Consider the following 18,271-nt stretch of genomic DNA (forward strand, 5'->3'; position numbering starts at 1 on the left):
CCCACCCCAGGCGCTGAGGCACGGCGCCGATGCTGTGGCTACCGATTGCGCTGCCGTTGGCCGGGGCGGTGGTGCTGCTGCTGGGCGGCAGGCGCGCCGACCCGTGGGGCCATCTCGCCGGGTGCGCCACGGTGCTGGGCTCGTTCGCCTACGGCGTTTGGTTGTTCGCCGACCTGTTACCGCACGCGGCGTCCGATCGCGTACTGCACGAAACGCTGGGCACCTGGGTGAAGGTGGCCTCACTGACGGTCGGGTTCGGGCTGCAACTGGATGCCCTGAGTGTGTGCTTCGTGCTGTTGATCACCGGCGTCGGGGCGTTGATCCACCTGTATTCGATCGGCTATATGCGCGACGACCCGGCGCGCCGGAGGTTCTTCGGTTACCTCAACCTGTTTGTCGCGGCGATGCTGCTACTGGTACTGGCCGACAACTATCTCGGGCTGTACTTCGGTTGGGAGGGAGTCGGTTTGGCGTCCTACCTGCTCATCGGGTTTTGGTCGCACAAGCCGGCCGCCGCAACCGCGGCCAAAAAAGCGTTCATCGTCAACCGCGTCGGCGACGTGGGACTTGCGCTGGCGCTGATGATGATGTTCGTACACCTCGGAACCGTCTCCTACGCGGGAGTATTCGCCAAGGTGCCGACCGCCGCGCAACACACCCTGACCCTGATCGGCTTGATGTTGCTGCTGGGCGCCTGCGGCAAGTCCGCACAGGTCCCGCTGCAGTCGTGGCTGGGCGACGCGATGGAAGGGCCGACGCCGGTCAGCGCGCTGATCCACGCCGCGACGATGGTCACCGCCGGGGTGTATCTAATCGTGCGCTCGGGCCCGGTGTTCGATGCGGCGCCCGCCGCCCGCACCGCCGTGACGATCGTCGGCGCGGTCACGCTGTTGTTCGGAGCGATCATCGGCTGCGCCAAGGATGACATCAAGAAGGCCCTCGCCGCATCCACGATGTCCCAGATCGGATATATGGTGCTGGCGGCCGGCCTGGGACCGGCCGGCTACCCGGTGGCGATCATGCATCTGCTCACCCACGGCTTCTTCAAAGCCGGCCTGTTCTTGGGCGCCGGATCGGTGATGCACGGCATGAACGACGAGACCGACATGCGGCGCTACGGCGGACTGCGCGGGGCGATGCCGATCACCTTCGCCACCTTCGGGCTGGGCTACCTCGCCATCATCGGGGTTCCGCCGCTGGCAGGGTTCTTCTCCAAGGACGCGATCATCGAAACCGCCTATGCGGCGGGCGGTCTGCGCGGCGCGACACTGGGCACCGCGGCACTGCTGGGCGCCGGCATCACGGCGTTCTACATGACCCGGGTCATGGCCATGACCTTCTTCGGCCGACCGCGCTGGAAGCCCGGTGCGTGCCCGCACGAATCGCCCGCCATCATGACCGGACCGATGATCATGCTGGCAATCGGATCCGTGGGCGGCGGCGCCGCGCTCGCCGTCGGCGGCTCCTTGGTGCGCTGGCTGCGGCCGGTGACCAACCCGGGCGATTCGGCCGAGCCGGTCCTTGCCGCGCCCGGCTGGGTGCTCACGGTCATCACGGTGGCGGTGGTCGCCATCGGCGTGGCGGTCGGGTATCGCAACTACGCGGCGCAACCGGTGAAACCCGTTTCCTCCGAATGGGTGTCGACCGCCGCGGCCGCCGCTCGTCGCGATCTCTTCGGCGACAGCCTCAACGAGGCGGCGTTCCTGCGGCCCGGCCTGCGACTGTCGCACACACTGGTCGACGTGGAACATCGGCGCATCGACGCCGCGATCGAAGGGGTGGCCCGATTGATTGCGGCTGCCTCAACACATTCCCGAAGGCTGCAAACCGGCTTCGCACGGTCCTACGCGCTGGTGATCTTCATCGGCGCCACAGGGTTGCTGGCGGGTTTCTTTGCGGCGGGGCTGTCGTGACGCAACTTCCGCTGATCAGCGCGTTGTGGCTGACACCACTGGTGGGGGCGTGCGTCCTGCCGGCAATGCCTGCCCGCCGGAAGACCGCGGTGAAATACGCCGCGGTCGGCATTTCGACAATTGTCCTGGCACTTGCCGGTTTGCTGCTTTTGCGCTTCGACCCGACCGGTCCGCAATACCAGTTCGTCGAAAGTCATTCCTGGATAAGCACGTTCGGTGCGGGGTATGTCGTTGGCGTTGACCGGGTCGCTGTCGTCCTGGTGGCTCTGACCGCGGTGCTGATGCCGCTGTTGCTGATCGCCGGCTGGAACGATGCCCAACGGCCGCACCGCTACCTGGCGTTGATGCTCGCGGTCGAGTCGATGATGCTGATCTCCCTGGCGGCGTTGGACGTCCTGTTGTTCTTTGTGTTCTTCGAAGCGATGCTGATTCCGATGTTCTTCCTCGTCGGCAGATACGGGGGACCGGGGGCTCCGCGGGCTGCGCTGAAGTTCCTGCTCTACAGCCTGTTTGGTGGTCTGCTCATGCTGGCCGCATTGATCGGACTCAACCTGGCGACCGGGGGAACGTTCGACTTTCGGGCGATCGTCGCGGCGATGTCCTCGGGCGCGGCGGGCGTGAATCCGGTGTTGCTGCATCTGTTGTTTCTCGGCTTCATGCTGGCTTTCGCCATCAAGGCGCCGATGTGGCCGCTGCACACGTGGCTGCCCGGGGTGGCCGCCGAGGCCACGCCGGTGACAGCGGTGTTGATGATGGCGGTGGTCGACAAGATCGGGACGTTCGGCATGCTGCGCTATTGCCTGCGGCTGTTTCCCGACAGCGCGGTCCTGTTCCGGCCGTTCGTCGTCACGCTGGCGGTCATCGCGATCATCTACGGCGCGCTGGTCGCCATCGGACAGGGCGACATCATGCGGGTGATCGCCTACACGTCGATCAGCCACTTCGGCTTCATCGTCCTCGGGATCTTCGCGATGACGGGTGAAGGCCAAGCCGGTGCGACGCTGTACATGGTGAACCACGGTCTGGCGACCGCCGCACTCTTTCTGATCGCCGGATCTCTGGTGTCCCGCAAGGGCACCCGCAGCATCGCCGATTACTGCGGGATACAACGGGTGGCTCCCGTGCTGGCCGGAACGTTCCTGGTTGCCGGCCTGGCCGCACTGGCGCTGCCGGGCCTGGCCCCGTTCATCAGCGAATTCCTGGTGCTGATCGGCACGTTCGCCCGGTACCCCGTGGCCGCCGCGGTCGCCGCAACGGGGCTCGTGCTGTCGGCGATCTACATCCTGTGGCTATACCAGCGACTGATGACAGGACCCGGTAAGGAGCGCGACGCCAAGCTGCGTGACCTGGGGCCGCGCGAACTGGCCGTTATCGTGCCGCTGTTGGCTCTGCTCGTCGCGTTCGGGGTATATCCCCAGCCGGTGCTAGACGTCATCGATCCGGCGACCCGCCTCTCCGTCGGTGGACCGGCATCGGCCGGGTGATCAGCGCCCCGCGGCCAGCTCCAACTTGCGCCGATCCCACAGCCGAAGCACCATCGGTGTGAAGATCAACTGCATGGCCAGATCCATCTTGCCGCCGGGACAGACGATCGTGTTGGGTCGGGACATGAACGAATCGTGCAGCATGGCAAGCAAATACGGAAAGTCGATACCGTGCGGGTCACGGAATCGGATGATCAGCATCGACTCATCGGCGGTCGGGATCGACCGGGCGATGAAGGGGTTGGATGTGTCGACGACCGGCACTCGCTGGAAATTCACATCGGTGTGCGAGAACTGGGTGCACATGTAGTTCAGATAGTCGGGCATGCGCCGCAGAATGGTGTCGGTCACGGCTTCCGAGGTGTACCCGCGGGTCGCCTTGTCGCGGTGCAACTTCTGGATCCATTCGAGGTTGATCACCGGGACCACGCCGATCCGCAGGTCGGCGTGCGCGGCGACGTCCACCTCGTCGGTGACGATGGCGCCGTGCAGGCCCTCGTAGAAGAGCATGTCGGTGTTTTCCGGGATCTCCTCCCACGGCGTGAAGGTGCCCGGCTCCTGCCCGTAGGGTTCGGCCTCCTGCTCGTCGTGCAGGTAGCGGCGCACCTTGCCGGTGCCGGTCTCACCGTAGGTCGCAAACAGGTCCCGCAGTTCGTCGAAGAGGTTGGCCTCCGGACCGAAGTGGCTGAAAGAGTGGTCACCGCGCGCATGGGCATCGGCGATCGCCGCTTTCATCGCGACCCGGTCGTAGCGGTGAAAGCTGTCGCCTTCGACAAACGCGACGTCGATGCCCTCACGGCGGAAGATCTGCTCGAACGTCCGCATCACGGAGGTGGTTCCGGCCCCGGATGAGCCGGTGACCGAGATGATCGGGTGCAGGCGCGACATGTGATTACTCCAGGAAGGGTGGGTGAGTCAGCCGATACCGACGCGGTACAGGCCTCGGATGCCATACAACGGGGACGAGGAAGGTCTTACGTAGTCCTTGCGGTGGTAGTCCTCGATCAGCTCGACCTCGTCGGCCGCACCGAATATCAGTGGCACGCGCTGATGGAGGCTGGTCGGGACGGCATCCAGCAGGCGTCCGCGACCGGTGCTGGCCGCGCCGCCGGCCTGCTCGATCAAGAAGGCGATCGGACTGGCCTCGTACAGCAGCCGCAGTCGGCCCGGCTTCTCCGGGTCCTTGCCGTCGCGCGGGTAAAGGAACACCCCGCCGCGGCCCAGGATGCGATGTGTCTCGGCCACCAGTGAGGCGACCCAGCGCATGTTGAAGTCCTTGCCGCGAGGACCCGTCCGGCCCGCCAGGCATTCGTCGATGTAGCGCTGCACCGCCGGTTCCCAGAACCGCCGGTTGGAGGCGTTGATCGCGAATTCGTTGGTGCACGTGGGGATTTGGATCGACGGTCGAGTGAGCACGAATTCCCCGAGCGCCGGGTCCAGGGTGAAGGCGTGTACACCGGTGCCGACGGTCAGTACCAGCATCGTGGATGGACCATAGATGGCGTAACCGGCGCAGACCTGTTGCGAACCGGGCTGCAGGAAGTCTTCGGGCGCCGGGTCTTCGCCCGGGTTGGCGGCGCGCAGAATCGAAAAGATGCTTCCCACGGAAACATTGACGTCGATGTTCGACGAGCCGTCGAGCGGATCGAAAACCAGCAAGTACTTGCCGCGGGGGTATTGCGGCGGCAGGAGATAGGGCTCGGCCAGTTCCTCGGAGGCCATTCCGGCCACCTGGCCTCCCCATTCGTTGGTGCGCAGGAAGTAGTCGTTGGCCAGCACGTCGAGTTTCTGTTGCACCTCGCCCTGCACGTTGACCGCATCGGCGGCACCGAGAACGCCGCCGAGCTCGCCCTCGGCCACCCGCGTCGAGATGGCCTTGCATGCCAGCGCGACATCGAGGATCAGCGAGTTCAGTTCGCCACTGGCGTCCGGGTGGCGGCGACGCTCCTCGATGAGAAACTTGACGAGTGTGGTGTGGCGGGTCAGCATCAGGGGGCCTCCGGCGGGCAGCAGAATACCTACCGACATCGTCGGGTCCGTGCGCCGTCGCTTCATCCCCCTATCGGGTGGTCGGCTGGGGGTTGCCGGTCATAGCGGAGATTCGCGTGGTCGTCGTGATGGATTGCGCGCAGGTCCGTGGCGATGTACGTCGGCCGCTGCGCCGGCTGCGCACGGATCGCGTCGGCCGTGGTGGTCACCCCGGTGAGCACCAACAGGCTGGGCAGCCCGGCGTGGTTCGCCCCGGCGATGTCCGTGTCCAGCCGATCACCGATCACCAGTGGCCGTCGGAAGTCGCCGCGCGACAGCGCCTCCTGGAAGATGACACCGTGCGGCTTGCCGACCACCCGTGGCTGCGCCCCGGTCGCTGCGTGCAGCGCGGCCACCAGGGCACCGTTTCCGGGCACGAGGCCGCATTCGGACGGCAACGTGAGGTCGGGATTGGTCGCCGTCCATGGTGTCCCGGCGCCGATCGCCAGCGCCGCCTCGGCCAGTTCGCGCCAGCCGACGTCTGGCGAGAACCCCTGCAACACTGCGACCGGGCCGTCGCTCCACCGCCGGACGGGCTTCAGGCCAACGTCATAGACCTCGGCCGCCAATGCGGCCGAGCCCACGACCAGCACCGGGGAGGCGGGCGGCAATTCGGCCCGCAGCAGCAGCGCCGCGCATCGGCCGCTGGTGACGACGTCATCCGGGCGCGCGTCAAAGCCCAACTCGCGCAGGTGGTGTGCGACCTCGGCCGCGCTGCGTGAGGCGTTGTTCGTCAAATAGAGATTGCGGGATGTCGCCATGGAAAGCGCTTCAGCGGCGCCGTCGACGGCACGTGTTCCGCGAAATAACGTGCCGTCGAGGTCGAGCAGCAGGCAGTCGTGCAACGTTGCCAGTGAGGCCATGGTCGTCACCGCTGCTGCAGTGATGGCCATTTCTGTTCGACGCGGCCATAACGCCACACGAGGAGCGCGACCATCCAGGTGAGCATGACGATGCCAACGACGAGGAAGCCGACGGTGTTCAGGTCGATGTCGCCAAGCCAGTCCCAGAAGGGGCCGTGCCACTGGAGTTGGCCTGCAAACAGGTCGAGCAGTTCGATGCTGCCGATCAGCAGCGCGACCGCGACCGACAACCCGGTGATCGTGATGTTGTAGTAGATCTTGCGGATCGGATTGGAGAAGGCCCAGCCGTAGACGAAGTTCATGAACGAGCCGTCGATGGTGTCCAGCAGGCACATGCCGGCGGCGAACAACACGGGCAGGCACAGAATGGCGTACCACGGCAGCCCCGCGGCGGCGCTGGTGCCGGCTAACACCAGCAGGGCGACCTCGGTGGCGGTGTCGAATCCCAGGCCGAACAACAATCCGATCGGGTACATGTGCCAGGACCTGGAGATGGACTGCGTGCAGCGGCCCAGGATGCGGTTGAGAAACCCGCGGTTGGCGAGTTGCCGTTCCAGCTCGGCGTCGTCGAATCCGCCGTGCCGTAACCGCAGAAACGCCCGCAGGAGTCCGGCCAGCACCATCAGATTGAGGATGGCGATCAGATAGAGGAACGCGCCGGAGATGGCGGTCCCGATCAGGGTGCCGTAGTGATGAAGCGCCGAGGAATGGTTTTCGACCGGCCCGACGATGGCCTTCGCGCCGACCGCCAGCAGCAGCGCGAGCCCGAACACCACTGTGGAGTGGCCCAGGGAAAAGAAGAACCCGACGGCCAGCGGGCGCTGCCCCTCGCTCATGAGCTTGCGGGTGGTGTTGTCGATGGCGGCGATGTGGTCGGCGTCGAAAGCGTGCCGCAGACCCAAAGCGTATGCCGTAACGCCAACACCCACGCCAAACGCCTTGCCGCCCACGGTGATGCGCGCAGGGTCGACGATCAGCAGCACGGTGATCCAGCCGATGAGGTGCAACGCGGCGATCAGCGCCAGCATCGCGCAAACACGCCGCCACTCCGGCCGCGTCAAACCGAAGCGCGACGCAAGGCGCACCGGGTAGCCACATTCACCGACACCACCAACCACCAAGCGGCTCCTTCGGTGCGGCTTACAACCCGGTCATGCGAAAGCTAGCGCCGATGTGGAACTTGTTGCAGGCGATTCGCAGGAATCGCCGCGTGGTTTTACGGCCGAACCATCAACCGATTTGTACATCGACCGCGCGGCGCGGCGTTCCGGCCTTCCGTGAAGTCCGCGCGCCGGTGCCGGCCGTTCCGTCAACCGATTTCGGCGAGCCGGGGGATCACCTCGTCGCCGAGGCGGCGGATGAAGCCCACGGGATCGGGGTTGCCGGGGAAGGGGCCGGCGTTGACCAGCTCGACGCCCAGTTCGGCGAAGGCCTCCACCGTCCCGAAGTACCCGTCGAGGTCATCGAACGGATTGACGAAGAGGCCCACGGTCTTTCGGATTTCGGCCCGGTCGCGGCCGACGGTGTCGCAGTGCCGGTTCAGCACCTCGATCTTGTGCTTGAGCTGGTCGGGCTCGGTCACCGTGCTGTTCCAGATGTCGGCGTACTGCGCGACCAGTCGTAGCGTCTTCTTCTCGCCGTCACCGCCGATCAGGATCGGCGGGCGGCGAATTGGTTGCGGCTCACAGATCGTCTCGGCCAACTGGTAGTGCTTGCCCCGGTAGGGGCCGTCGTTCTCGCTCCACATCTGAAGGCAGATCTGCAGCGTCTCCTCGAGCATTTCGAAGCGCTGGCTGACGGGCGGATAGGGGAAGCCGAGGGCGACGTGTTCACGGTCGTACCAGGCCGCGCCGAGCCCCAGCGCCGAGCGACCCTGCGACAGCACGTCCAATGTGGTGACCGCCTTGGCCAGCAATCCCGGATAGCGGTAGGTGACGCCCGTGACCAGCAGGCTCAGGTCGATCTTGGTCGTCTGTCCGGCCAGAAAGCCCAGCGATGTGTAGCCCTCGAGGAACGGGTCCTCCGCGCGTCCCATGGCTTCCATCTGAAAGAAGTGGTCGGCCAGTGTGAACAGCGTTGCGCCGCCTTGTTCGGCGGCCTTTGCCGCATCGGCCAACGTCGGACCCAGCGCCGCCGGGTCGCCGGGCAGAAAATCGATGAAGTGCACTCCTAGTTCCATTGCAGCCCTTGCCCTTTCATTACTCGGTCAAGCGCTCGAGCAGCGCCAGCGCATCGAGGATGACGCGACGCTCGCGTTCCGAATACCGCTCGTGGATGGCGCACGCCAGCCACTCCTCACGGACCTGTCGATTGCTCTCGGCGCGTCGCCGGCCCGCCGCCGTCAACGAAATCAGTTGCCGACGGCCGTCTTCCGGGTCGGGCGTGCGCTCGATGAGCCCCCGCTGCTCGAGGGCGGCCACTATCGTGGCCATGGATTGTGGACGCACCCCTTCGGCCGAAGCCAGGACACTCGCCGATGAGGCCCCCTCTTTCCAGAGCCGGTTCAGCACCGCGGTCTGCGATGGGGTCAGGTCGTCGTCGGTGGCGAGGTCCCTCAACTGACGCCGCAGCCGGCTGAACAGCACCCGCAGGTCGCGGGCGGCCGCAGCCGCGGACTCGGTGATGCCGTCCACACCGCCAGTCTAAACTGAACAGTCCAGGCTGTCTAATTTCTCCCGAGCAACTGCAGGGCGGCGTCGACCGCCAGCGCCGCCACGTTGAGCGTCTTGGACCGCAGATCGTGTCGGGCCCCGGCGATCTCGACGACGGCTGTGGTGCCGGTGACCAGCGCGGCGGCGGCGCGCAACTCGTCGGGCGTGCCGAAGGGGTCCGACGTGCCGTGCGTGAACACGGTCGGCACCCGGATGTCGGGCAGGTGCTCGGTGCGGGCGCGCTCCGGCTTCCCCGGCGGATGAACCGGATACGAGAAGAGGGTGAGCATGTCCACCGGCGCTTCGCGGGCTGCCACCACCATGGACGTCTGCCGGCCGCCGTAGGAGTGCCCGCCGGCGATCAGCGGGCCGTCGGCGAGGCCGCGGCACACCGTGATCGCCTCGACGATTCCGGCGCGGTCGGTGGCCGCCGAGCCGGACGGCGGCCCGCTGGGCCGACGCCGCCGGTAGGGCAGGTTGTATCGGACGGCGAGCCAGCCGCGCCGCGCCCACTCGTCGCAAACCTGTTGCAGCAGAGGCGAATCCCGGTTGCCGCCGGCGCCGTGGGTTAATACCACCACCCCGGCGGGCGGCCGAGCGGGTTCGTGCGCCACACCGGCGATCTGATCCAGGTTCACAGGAGCCTGAACAAGGGTGAGACGGGGCCGTGCCCGTGGCCCAGCGGATAGGAGGCGCGCAGGCACTCGGTGACCCACCGCTTCCCGAAGCCGACCGCGTCGGGGACGGTGTAGCCGTGCGCCAGAGCGCAGGCGATCGCGGTGGCCAGCGTGTCGCCACCGCCGTGGTCGTTGCCGCCGGGCAGCCGCTCGGCATCGAACTCGTACCAGGACGCACCGTCGTAGAGCAGGTCGCAACTGCGATCCGACGACCGCAGGTGGCCGCCCTTGACCAGCGCCCACCGCGGCCCCAGCGCGTGCAGCGCCTTGGCCGCTTCGCGCTGGGACCCCACGTCCACGACGTCGATGCCCACCAGCAGCCGCACCTCGTCGAGGTTCGGCGTCACCAGCGTGGCCAACGGAAACAGTTGGCCACGAAGCGAATCCAGGGCTGACGCCTCGAGTAGCGCGTCGCCGTGCATGGACGCACACACCGGATCGACGACGAGCGGCACCGTCGATGCCAGCCCCCGCCAGGTGGCGGCCACCGCGGCGATGATGCCCGACGAGGCCAGCATCCCGGTCTTGGCGGCCTGGACGCCGATGTCGGTGACCACCGCTTCGATCTGCGCGGCCACGACGTCGTCGGGCACCTCGTGAAAACCCTTGACGCCCACGGTGTTCTGCACGGTGACCGCGGAGACGGCGATGCAGGCGTGCACGCCCAGCAGCGCCATCGTGCGCATGTCGGCCTGAATCCCGGCGCCGCCCCCCGAGTCGGACCCGGCGACGGACAGCACGCGCAGCGGGGTCGTGCCCGGCGGCGGGAGTGGCAGCGTCGGAACCGACGAACTCAAGGCTGCGTGATCGGCAGATACACCCGGTTGCCGTGCTCGGCGAACTCGCGTGACTTCTCGGCCATGCCCTCGTTCATGACCGCCTCGATCGCCTCCTCGCTGTCGAGCCCGTGCTCGGCGGCGTAGGCCCGAACGTCGGCGGTGATCCGCATCGAGCAGAACTTGGGCCCGCACATCGAACAGAAGTGCGCCGTCTTGGCGGGCTCGGCCGGCAGCGTCTCGTCGTGGAATTCCCTTGCGGTGTCGGGGTCCAACGACAGCGCGAACTGGTCGTTCCAGCGGAACTCGAAACGTGCCGTGCTCAACGCGTCGTCGCGCTCCTGGGCCCGCGGATGACCCTTGGCCAGGTCGGCGGAGTGGGCGGCGATCTTGTACGCGATCACGCCGTCCTTGACGTCCTTGCGGTCCGGCAGCCCCAGGTGTTCCTTGGGGGTCACGTAGCACAGCATCGCGGTGCCGGCCTGCGCGATGATCGCCGCGCCGATCGCCGACGTGATGTGGTCATACGCCGGCGCGATGTCGGTGGCCAGCGGCCCCAGCGTGTAGAACGGGGCCTCCTCGCACAGCTCCTCTTCCAGCCGCACGTTCTCGACGATCTTGTGCATCGGGACGTGCCCCGGGCCCTCGATCATCACCTGCGCGCCATGGGCTTTGGCGATCTTGGTCAGCTCGCCCAGGGTGCGCAGCTCGGCGAACTGCGCGGCGTCGTTGGCGTCGGCGATCGAGCCCGGCCGCAGTCCGTCACCGAGGGAGAAGGTGACGTCGTAACGGGCGAAGATGTCGCACAGCTCCTCGAAGTTGGTGTAGAGGAACGATTCCCGATGATGGGCCAGGCACCAGGCCGCCATGATCGAGCCGCCGCGGGACACGATTCCGGTGACCCGTTTGGCGGTCAGCGGCACGTACCGCAGCAGCACGCCGGCGTGCACGGTCATGTAGTCCACGCCCTGCTCGCACTGTTCGATCACGGTGTCGCGGTAGATCTCCCACGTCAGCTCGGTCGGGTCGCCCTTGACCTTCTCCAGCGCCTGGTAGATCGGCACGGTGCCGACCGGGACGGGGGAGTTGCGCAGGATCCACTCGCGGGTCTCGTGGATGTTCTTGCCGGTGGACAGGTCCATGATGGTGTCCGCGCCCCAGCGGCTGGCCCACACCATCTTGTCGACCTCCTCGGCGATCGACGACGTCACCGCGGAGTTGCCGATGTTGGCGTTCACCTTCACCGCGAAGGCCTTGCCGATGATCATCGGCTCGCTCTCGGGGTGGTTGTGGTTGGCCGGGATCACCGCGCGGCCCCGGGCGACCTCGTCGCGCACCAGCTCGGCGGGCATGTCCTCGCGGGCGGCGATGTATGCCATCTCGGCGGTGATTTCGCCGGCCCGGGCGCGCTGCAACTGGGTGCCGCGGTCGCGGACCACCCCGGGCCGCGGCGGCAGCCCGGCCGTCACGTCGATCACCGCGTCCGGGTCGGTGTAGGGACCGGAGGTGTCGTAGAGGTCGAAGTGATCCCCGGTGGACAGGTGCACGCGCCGGAACGGCACGCGCGCGCCGCCGTCCAGTTCGCGGTAGACCTTGCTGCTGCCCGCGATGGGTCCGGTGGTTACGGACGGCTCGATAGTGGTGGTCATTCTCATCTCCCTACGCCGGCATTACCCGGTCAGGTTCGTACGGTCGACGGCCGCAAGCCGTCCTCTCAGCGCATTCGACGTGCGCTCCCGCGTATTCGGATGTTTCCGCAAGCGACGTTACCCCCACCCCGGGCCACTCGGCAGGTGGGCGGCCAACCTGCCGGGGTAGCCCGGTGTTTCCGCTGAATGGAAAAATGCAGACGTGTACGAACAAGGGGAGCCCGACGGGTCGATACCCGCCGGTGCCCGCGGCCAACAGTTGAGCCCGGTTGAGGCGGTCGCCCGCTATCTCAACGTCGGCGCCTTCCGGTTCTGGTTCATCGGCGAGCGCTGGGAGTGGTCCGACGAGGTCGCCAGGATGCACGGCTACGAACCGGGAACCGTCGAGCCGACGACGAAATTGCTGTTATCGCACAAGCACCCCGACGACCGTCGGCACGTCCAGGAGGTGCTCGACTACGCCCTCGAGTCCGCGGAGTCGTTCTCCAGCCGGCACCGGTTCCTCGACACAGCCGGCAACGTGCACGACGCGATCGTGGTGGCCGACCGCATGCACGACGAGTCGGGCGCCGTGGTCGGCACAGCCGGGTACTACATCGACCTCACCAACACCTTGGACGAAACCCGGCAGGAGGTGCTCGACGAGGCGCTGCCCGATCTGTTGGAAAGCCGCGCGGCGATCGAGCAGGCGAAGGGCGTGCTGATGTACGTGTATCGGGTCAATGCCGAGCAGGCCTTTCGCGTGCTGCAGTGGCGGTCGCAGGAGACCAATGTGAAGCTTCGGGCGCTGGCCCGGCAACTACTCGCCGAGGTGACCACGTCGGACGGCGCCACATCCGCGCTGCAGAGTCAGTTTGATCACGTGCTGCTGACAGTGCACGAACGGATATCCGACGAGTCCTCTGGGTAACCAGCAAAATACGCGAACGCGGCAGCCCGCAAACAGTCAGTGTTCCTAGACACTGCGAGCGGTGCGCGCCGCGTCCGGACCGGCGGCGAAAGGCACGGAACGGTGTTGGCGGTGGAACACGAGGCCCTCGACGATGCGATATTGGTGCGCGTCAAGGGCAGCGTCGACTCCAGCACCGTCGACGAGGTCACCGCTCACCTGAACGCCGCGCTCAAGCTGGCCGAGACGCATCCGGCTCGGCTGGTCGTCGTTGACCTGCAAGCGGTCGACTTCTTCGGAAGCGCCGCGCTGAACGCGATGCTCGAATGTCACTACGCCGGGAAGGAAGCGGGTACGTCGGTCCGGCTGGTCGCCGACCACGACCACGTGCTTCGCCCGATCCAGGTGACCGAGCTGGACCGCGTCGTCGACATCTACCCCACGCTGTCCGCGGCGCTGCAACACAAGCGACAGCAATGAACCCGGCGCCGCCGGCCGATCTGGCGGCTGCGGTCGCTTTGGGGCCGACCGGTTAGGCCTCCTCCATCGCCTCGCCGAGCTCCTCCAGGAGCTTGTTGTGGTGGTTGGCCGCCAGGAAGTGTCCGGCCGCGATGACCACGGCGACCGGCCAGTCGATGAGTTCGAACGCCGCTAGGGCGGCCAGCCCCCCGAAATAGGCCAATTGCTCCGGCCGCGGAATCTCCATCTGGCCGACAACCGGAAGGTTGACGAGGAACGTCTCGCCGTGGCGGATCTTTTCTACCGCCTCGCGCTGCGACGTCCCCCTGCGCGACTTCTTTTCCGCCATCATTTGCCTTTCAGTAACGAAGGGTTTGCCGCCTCGCCGGGTGCGGCGACCACCGTCGGGCCTATGTCGACGATGACTGACGCCGGGGGCGATCCGCTAGTTTCCTCTATTGCTCGGGTGCTGAAGGTGCCGTTACAGGAACTCTATGCGCTGCTGTGGCGGGCCGGGGTGGTAGAGGTTCACCCACCTCAGCGGGGGCCGCGGCAGATTTGTCCGGATCCGTCAGCGCACGATTCGCAATCCCGATCGCCGCGGTCGCCGCGGCGGCGGATCCCAGACCCTGCGCCCAGCCGACGGGACCCAGCGGTGTGCATCCCAGCAGTTGGCTGACCACGGGGATGCTGATCAGCGTTCCCATCGCGGCCAGCGACCCCACCGCGGTGAACACCACCAGCGGGGCGTGTGAATCCAGCAGCGTTTGACCCAGCTCGGCACCCACCAGGGCGACCAGCGCCACCGTGGACGCGCGCTGCGGGCGGCCGGTGACGCTCGCCATCGCCCACGCCGCCGTCGTCGCGACGCCCGTGGTGACCCCGCGGATGGCGACGGCACGCCACAACGCGGGCTGATCCGGGCCCCGGATGCCCGGGTCGACCGGGCCGCTGGGCTTGCTCACTGCCAGGGCCGCGGCCGGCAGTGCGTCGGTCATCATGTTCACCAAGAGCAGCTGCCGCGTGTTCAGCGGTGAGGTCCCGGTGATCGCGCTGCCGATGATGGCGAACAACACCTCGCCGGCGTTGCCGCCGAGCAGCACGGACACCGCGGCCTGCACGCGTTGCCAGAGTTGGCGTCCCTCTTGGATGGCGTGCAGCAGGCCCTCGATGCGGGCGTCCACCAGCACCACGTCGGCGGCCATGTGCGCCGGGTCGCTGCCGCCGGCGACGACGCCGATCCCGACCGTGGCGGCGCGGATGGCGGCGGCGTCGTTGGCCCCGTCTCCGACCATCGCGGTGCGCACACCCGCGTTCTCGAGGGTCTGAACGACCTGGACCTTGTTCTCGGGTGTCATCCGGGCGAAGATCACCCGCTCGGTCACGACGCGTTCTTGATCCTTGCGCGACAACGCATCCCATTCGGCGCCGCTGATCACCTGCTCGGCGGTCACGCTCAGCCCGAGCTCCTCGGCGATCGCCTTGGCAGTGATCGGGTGGTCGCCGGTGATCAGCTTGACACCCACCGAAAGCCGGCGCAGATCCGCGAGCAGGTTCGCCGCCTCGGCGCGCGGGGTGTCGGACAGGCCCAGGAACCCGGTCAGCGTCAGGCCGTCGCGGGCGAAGTCGGCGATGTCGTCGGGTTCGTGCCGAATGGCTTGGGCCTGAGCGGGATTCAGCTGCCGTCGCGCCACCGCGATCACGCGCAGGCCGCGGCCGGCCATCCGGGCGACCGTCTCCTCCAAGTCCGGGCTCACGTCCGCGCAGGCGGCCAGCACTACCTCGGGGGCGCCCTTGATGGCCAGCTCGGTGTCCGTCACGGAGGCAGAGAACGACCGGCCGGACCGGAACGGCAGGTGCGCGACGGGTGCGCTCGAGCCGTGGCCGTTGACGGACGCGGCGGCCTCGACGATCGCGACATCGGTGGCGTGCGCGTGCGGGCCGCCGTTGGACGGCGGCGCGGCGTGGGCGGCGCAGTGCAACACCTCCTCGCGTGAAGTGCCTTGTACCGCCACAACTTCGGCCACTCGCAGCCGGTTCTGGCTGAGTGTCCCGGTCTTGTCGAAGCAGACCACGTCGATGCGGCCGAGCGCCTCCACCGAACGTGGGACGCGCACCAGCGCACCGAACTTGGTGAGCCGCCGCGCCGACGCCGCCTGCGCCAGGGTCGCCACCAACGGCATGCCCTCCGGCACCGCCGCGACGGCGATGGCGATCCCGCTGGCCACCGCCTGGCGTAGGACCGAGCCCCGTACCAGCGCGAGCGCGCTGACCAGTGCGCCGCCGGTCATGCTGACCGGGAAGGCGCGGTTGGTGAGCTGGCTGAGCTGGTGCTGCAGGCCGATGTCCGACGAGAGGTCGCCGGATACCAACTCGGCGGCGCGGCGCTCCTGGGTGTCGGCCCCGACCGCGGTCACCACCGCGACCGCGGTGCCCGCCACCACGGTCGTCCCCGCGTACAGCATGCAGCGGCGTTCGGCGAGCGCGGCACCCGGCGTCGGCTCCATCTGTTTTTCCACCGACAGCGACTCGCCGGTCAGCGTCGACTCGTCGACCTCGACGTCGATCTCCTCGATGATCCGGGCGTCGGCGGGCACCACCTCGTGGGTGCGGACCTCGATGACGTCGCCGGGCTGTAGTTGCGCCGCGATGACGTCGGCGTACACCCGCTCCCCGTCTGCGTCGGAGAGCACCTTGCGGGCCGGCGGGATCTGTTGTGCCAGCAGATGATTCAACCGGTTTTCGGCGCGGAGCCGTTGGCTGGCCGCCAGCATGGAGTTCCCGGCCAGCACCGAGAAGACCAGCACGGCGTCGACCGGCGAGCCGAGCACCGCGCTGGCCGCCGAGCCGAGCGCCAGCACCGGGGTCAGCGGGTCGGTCAGCTCGGCGCGGACGGCGGCCACGAACTGCAGGAAGGCGTGTGCGCGCGTCTCGGGCTGCGGTGCGCCCACCGCGGCCAGCGCCAGGCGCCTCGGGTCGCCGGCCGGCTGGAAGTCGGGCGCCGGCAGCGCCCGACGGACCTGCTCGACGGCCATCGCATGCCACTCATGGACGGGCGCCGGGCGGGGGGTGTCCGCCCCGATGACGCCGCGCGCCAACAGGTATCCCGACAGCGCACCAGCCGCCGCGCCGCTGGTCACCGGCCCGCGCCCGATGCCGCGGACACCGGGAATCATCAGCAGCGAGCCCATCGCCGTTGCGCCGGCCGAGATCGCGACGCCGCGTTGGGCGGCGGCCCGAGCCGCCGGCAGCGCGTGCAGCACGCGCCAGGCCGCCCCCAGGTCGGGCAGCAAAAGGTCGGCGTACCAGGGCGGGGGACCGTCGCCGGCCTCGGGCATCATGCCAAGCGCCACGTCCGACGACCAAATCGCTTGCGCCCCAGGCGATGACAGCACAGCGACGGTGCGGCCCGCCTCCTGCAGGTCCGCCACGGCGCTGGCCAGCGCGTCGTCGATGGAACCCCGCCCCAGCGGCCTGATCTCGTCGAACGCGGGCCGCAGTTCGCCCAGCGAATCGTCCTCGACCGACACCAATTCCGATCCCGTCCGGTGCGCCTCTGCGACGACGGCCGAAGCCAGCGGATCGTGCGTGAAGCAGAACAGCGCCTCGACTTGCGTGTTCGCCTTGCGGGGCGCTATCGCGGGCACCGGATGCCAGCCCGGGCGTAACCGATTCTTCTCCAGCATCAGCTGGGCGCGCGACCACGCGGCGGGCAGCTCGGCTTCGGAGGCGCCGCGAATCAGCGACACCCGCAAGCTCTTGGTGCACAGCACCCGGGGATCGATGACGATCGCGTCGACGCGGTCCAGGCGGCGCAGCGCCTCCGGGCGCAGCGACAGGACCGCGTGCCGGTCGGCCAGCCCGCGGCCCAGCGCCGCGGCGAAGGCCTCCGGCGTGGTGCGGTTGGCTGCGGGCGTGGTCACCAGGACGGCCAGGGCCGCCTGGTTGAGGTTGCCGGTGGTGGCGCCGACGATCCCGGCGCCGACGGCCTGGACGAGCGCGAACCGGTCGGCGTGGCGGTCGTTCGGCCGGCCGCGTGGCGGCTTGGCCGCCGCCGACGGGTCAGCGCGCGGATGGTCGGCGTGGCCGGCCAGCTGCGGTTCGTGGCGGACCCAGGCGCGCGCCTCCGCGCGGCATTCGGCGGCCTTCAGCGACTGCATCAGCAGGCCCACGGACAACGAGGCGGGGGACTGGGTAACGGTTTCCGCGGCCGTAACGGCCAGGGTCAGCACGGTGTCGGTCGCGGGCCGCCCGATGCGGTCCTCGAGCAGGCGGCGCAGCCACGGTTGGTAGTCGACGGCGACCACGCCCGCCAGGACACCGATGGGCATCCGCGGCCAGCGCAGCGCGCGGCCGGTCAGCGCGATGCCGAGCCCGGCCGCGCTGGCGGCAGCGGTAGCGGCCCGGGTTGCCAGCACCACGCCGTCGCCCGGCAGGCTGGTCGGGGGCGCCAGCGGTCGGGCGGCTTCGTTCGGCGCGCAACGTTTCTCGGCGGCATCGACGATGCGGCACAGGTCGCGCAGCGAGGTGTCCGCGTCGGCGATGGCGACCACCACCCGCGACAACGGGTAGTTCAGGCCGGCGGAGGAGACGCCGGGATGGGCCAGCAGCGCGTCAAGCACCGAGCGCCCGCGTTCGTCACCCGAAGCGCCGTCTAGCCCCCGCACCTCGATCCAGGCGCGTTCGGCGCTGCGCCAGCACCGTCGGCTCAGTGGTGGTGCCGGGCCGCTCCCCTGGGGCAGCTCGCCCGCGATCGCCCGGGCGCCCTCGCGCAGCGGAATCGCCGCGATGGTGATCCCGGCCTCGACGAGCGAGGTGGTGGCCTGGATACTCGTCGCGACGGCGCGCAACGGCATAGATCGTTGTATCGCGGTCGCAATGC

Annotated in this window: 14 protein-coding genes, 2 pseudogenes and 1 riboswitch; of the genes and pseudogenes, 5 read left to right on the forward strand and 11 right to left on the reverse strand. The window is 68.3% G+C overall.

All coding sequences use genetic code 11. The annotated features are described in order from the left end of the window. The first annotated feature begins 29 nt into the window (after positions 1-29). Together nuoL and A5695_RS15045 are read left to right on the forward strand one after the other, a co-directional pair. The gene (gene nuoL, locus A5695_RS15040; RefSeq protein WP_068083291.1) at positions 30-1,913 is read left to right on the forward strand and encodes an NADH-quinone oxidoreductase subunit L; all 1,884 of its coding nucleotides are present in this window, start codon (positions 30-32) and stop codon (positions 1,911-1,913) included. Continuing rightward, entirely contained in the window at positions 1,910-3,397 is a 1,488-nt protein-coding gene (locus A5695_RS15045; protein ID WP_082946112.1) for an NADH-quinone oxidoreductase subunit M, read from the forward strand. Before nuoL ends, A5695_RS15045 begins: the two co-directional genes overlap by 4 nt. Here A5695_RS15045 and A5695_RS15050 read toward each other — a convergent pair whose 3' ends face one another. From A5695_RS15050 to thiC, 9 genes and pseudogenes are all read right to left on the reverse strand, one after another. Continuing rightward, the gene (locus A5695_RS15050) at positions 3,398-4,285 is read right to left on the reverse strand and encodes a phosphoribulokinase (protein ID WP_068083294.1); all 888 of its coding nucleotides are present in this window, start codon (positions 4,283-4,285) and stop codon (positions 3,398-3,400) included. It lies immediately after the preceding gene. Positions 4,286-4,312: 27 nt separating this feature from the next. Continuing rightward, positions 4,313-5,425 (reverse strand): class 1 fructose-bisphosphatase, encoded by a 1,113-nt coding sequence (locus tag A5695_RS15055; protein ID WP_231974844.1) that lies wholly within the window; start codon positions 5,423-5,425, stop codon positions 4,313-4,315. 83 nt (positions 5,426-5,508) lie between these two features. Further along, positions 5,509-6,288: pseudogene (locus tag A5695_RS15060) on the reverse strand (HAD-IIA family hydrolase); the annotation flags it as partial. Between the two features lie 5 nt (positions 6,289-6,293). After that, positions 6,294-7,406, reverse strand: a complete 1,113-nt coding sequence (locus A5695_RS15065) for a HoxN/HupN/NixA family nickel/cobalt transporter (protein ID WP_068083466.1) — start codon at positions 7,404-7,406, stop codon at positions 6,294-6,296. Between the two features lie 191 nt (positions 7,407-7,597). After that, positions 7,598-8,467, reverse strand: a complete 870-nt coding sequence (locus A5695_RS15070) for an LLM class F420-dependent oxidoreductase (RefSeq protein WP_068083303.1) — start codon at positions 8,465-8,467, stop codon at positions 7,598-7,600. Between the two features lie 19 nt (positions 8,468-8,486). Next, a complete protein-coding gene (locus A5695_RS15075) occupies positions 8,487-8,921 on the reverse strand; it encodes a MarR family winged helix-turn-helix transcriptional regulator (RefSeq protein ID WP_068083306.1) in 435 nt (144 codons plus the stop codon). Positions 8,922-8,953: 32 nt separating this feature from the next. Next, the gene (locus A5695_RS15080) at positions 8,954-9,577 is read right to left on the reverse strand and encodes an alpha/beta family hydrolase (protein WP_068083309.1); all 624 of its coding nucleotides are present in this window, start codon (positions 9,575-9,577) and stop codon (positions 8,954-8,956) included. Beyond that, entirely contained in the window at positions 9,574-10,413 is an 840-nt protein-coding gene (thiD, locus tag A5695_RS15085; RefSeq protein WP_068083312.1) for a bifunctional hydroxymethylpyrimidine kinase/phosphomethylpyrimidine kinase, read from the reverse strand. Before thiD ends, A5695_RS15080 begins: the two co-directional genes overlap by 4 nt. Further along, entirely contained in the window at positions 10,410-12,041 is a 1,632-nt protein-coding gene (gene thiC, locus A5695_RS15090; RefSeq protein ID WP_068083316.1) for a phosphomethylpyrimidine synthase ThiC, read from the reverse strand. Before thiC ends, thiD begins: the two co-directional genes overlap by 4 nt. After that, positions 12,032-12,142, reverse strand: a riboswitch (TPP riboswitch). (Overlaps the previous gene by 10 nt.) A gap of 158 nt (positions 12,143-12,300) precedes the next feature. Here thiC and A5695_RS15095 point away from each other — a divergent pair. Then, positions 12,301-12,951 (forward strand): PAS and ANTAR domain-containing protein, encoded by a 651-nt coding sequence (locus tag A5695_RS15095; protein WP_231974849.1) that lies wholly within the window; start codon positions 12,301-12,303, stop codon positions 12,949-12,951. Positions 12,952-13,053: 102 nt separating this feature from the next. Beyond that, positions 13,054-13,410: an STAS domain-containing protein gene (locus A5695_RS15100; protein WP_068083319.1), complete on the forward strand. Its 357-nt coding sequence runs from the start codon at positions 13,054-13,056 to the stop codon at positions 13,408-13,410. A gap of 52 nt (positions 13,411-13,462) precedes the next feature. Here the strand turns inward: A5695_RS15100 and A5695_RS15105 are convergent, their stop codons facing one another. Continuing rightward, positions 13,463-13,738, reverse strand: coding sequence for a hypothetical protein (locus A5695_RS15105; RefSeq protein ID WP_156749670.1), 276 nt, complete (start codon positions 13,736-13,738; stop codon positions 13,463-13,465). A gap of 63 nt (positions 13,739-13,801) precedes the next feature. On the opposite strand from A5695_RS15105, the pseudogene A5695_RS30045 reads away from it, so the two are divergent. Beyond that, positions 13,802-13,879: pseudogene (locus A5695_RS30045) on the forward strand (hypothetical protein); the annotation flags it as partial. On the opposite strand, the gene A5695_RS15110 reads toward A5695_RS30045, so the two are convergent. Beyond that, the gene (locus A5695_RS15110) at positions 13,845-18,245 is read right to left on the reverse strand and encodes a cation-translocating P-type ATPase (protein WP_156749664.1); all 4,401 of its coding nucleotides are present in this window, start codon (positions 18,243-18,245) and stop codon (positions 13,845-13,847) included. The pseudogene A5695_RS30045 and the gene A5695_RS15110 overlap by 35 nt on opposite strands. Positions 18,246-18,271 lie beyond the last annotated feature (26 nt).

Source organism: Mycobacterium sp. E1747 (assembly GCF_001667775.1).
Lineage (GTDB): Bacteria > Actinomycetota > Actinomycetes > Mycobacteriales > Mycobacteriaceae > Mycobacterium.

Coding starts and splice junctions, on each gene's coding strand:
- A5695_RS15050 (WP_068083294.1), bottom strand. CDS start 4,285: ATGTCGCGCCTGCACCCGATCATCTCGGTCACCGGCTCATCCGGGGCC.
- A5695_RS15055 (WP_231974844.1), bottom strand. CDS start 5,425: ATGTCGGTAGGTATTCTGCTGCCCGCCGGAGGCCCCCTGATGCTGACC.
- A5695_RS15070 (WP_068083303.1), bottom strand. CDS start 8,467: ATGGAACTAGGAGTGCACTTCATCGATTTTCTGCCCGGCGACCCGGCG.
- thiC (WP_068083316.1), bottom strand. CDS start 12,041: ATGACCACCACTATCGAGCCGTCCGTAACCACCGGACCCATCGCGGGC.
- A5695_RS15105 (WP_156749670.1), bottom strand. CDS start 13,738: ATGGCGGAAAAGAAGTCGCGCAGGGGGACGTCGCAGCGCGAGGCGGTA.
- nuoL (WP_068083291.1), top strand. CDS start 30: ATGCTGTGGCTACCGATTGCGCTGCCGTTGGCCGGGGCGGTGGTGCTG.
- A5695_RS15110 (WP_156749664.1), bottom strand. CDS start 18,245: ATGCCGTTGCGCGCCGTCGCGACGAGTATCCAGGCCACCACCTCGCTC.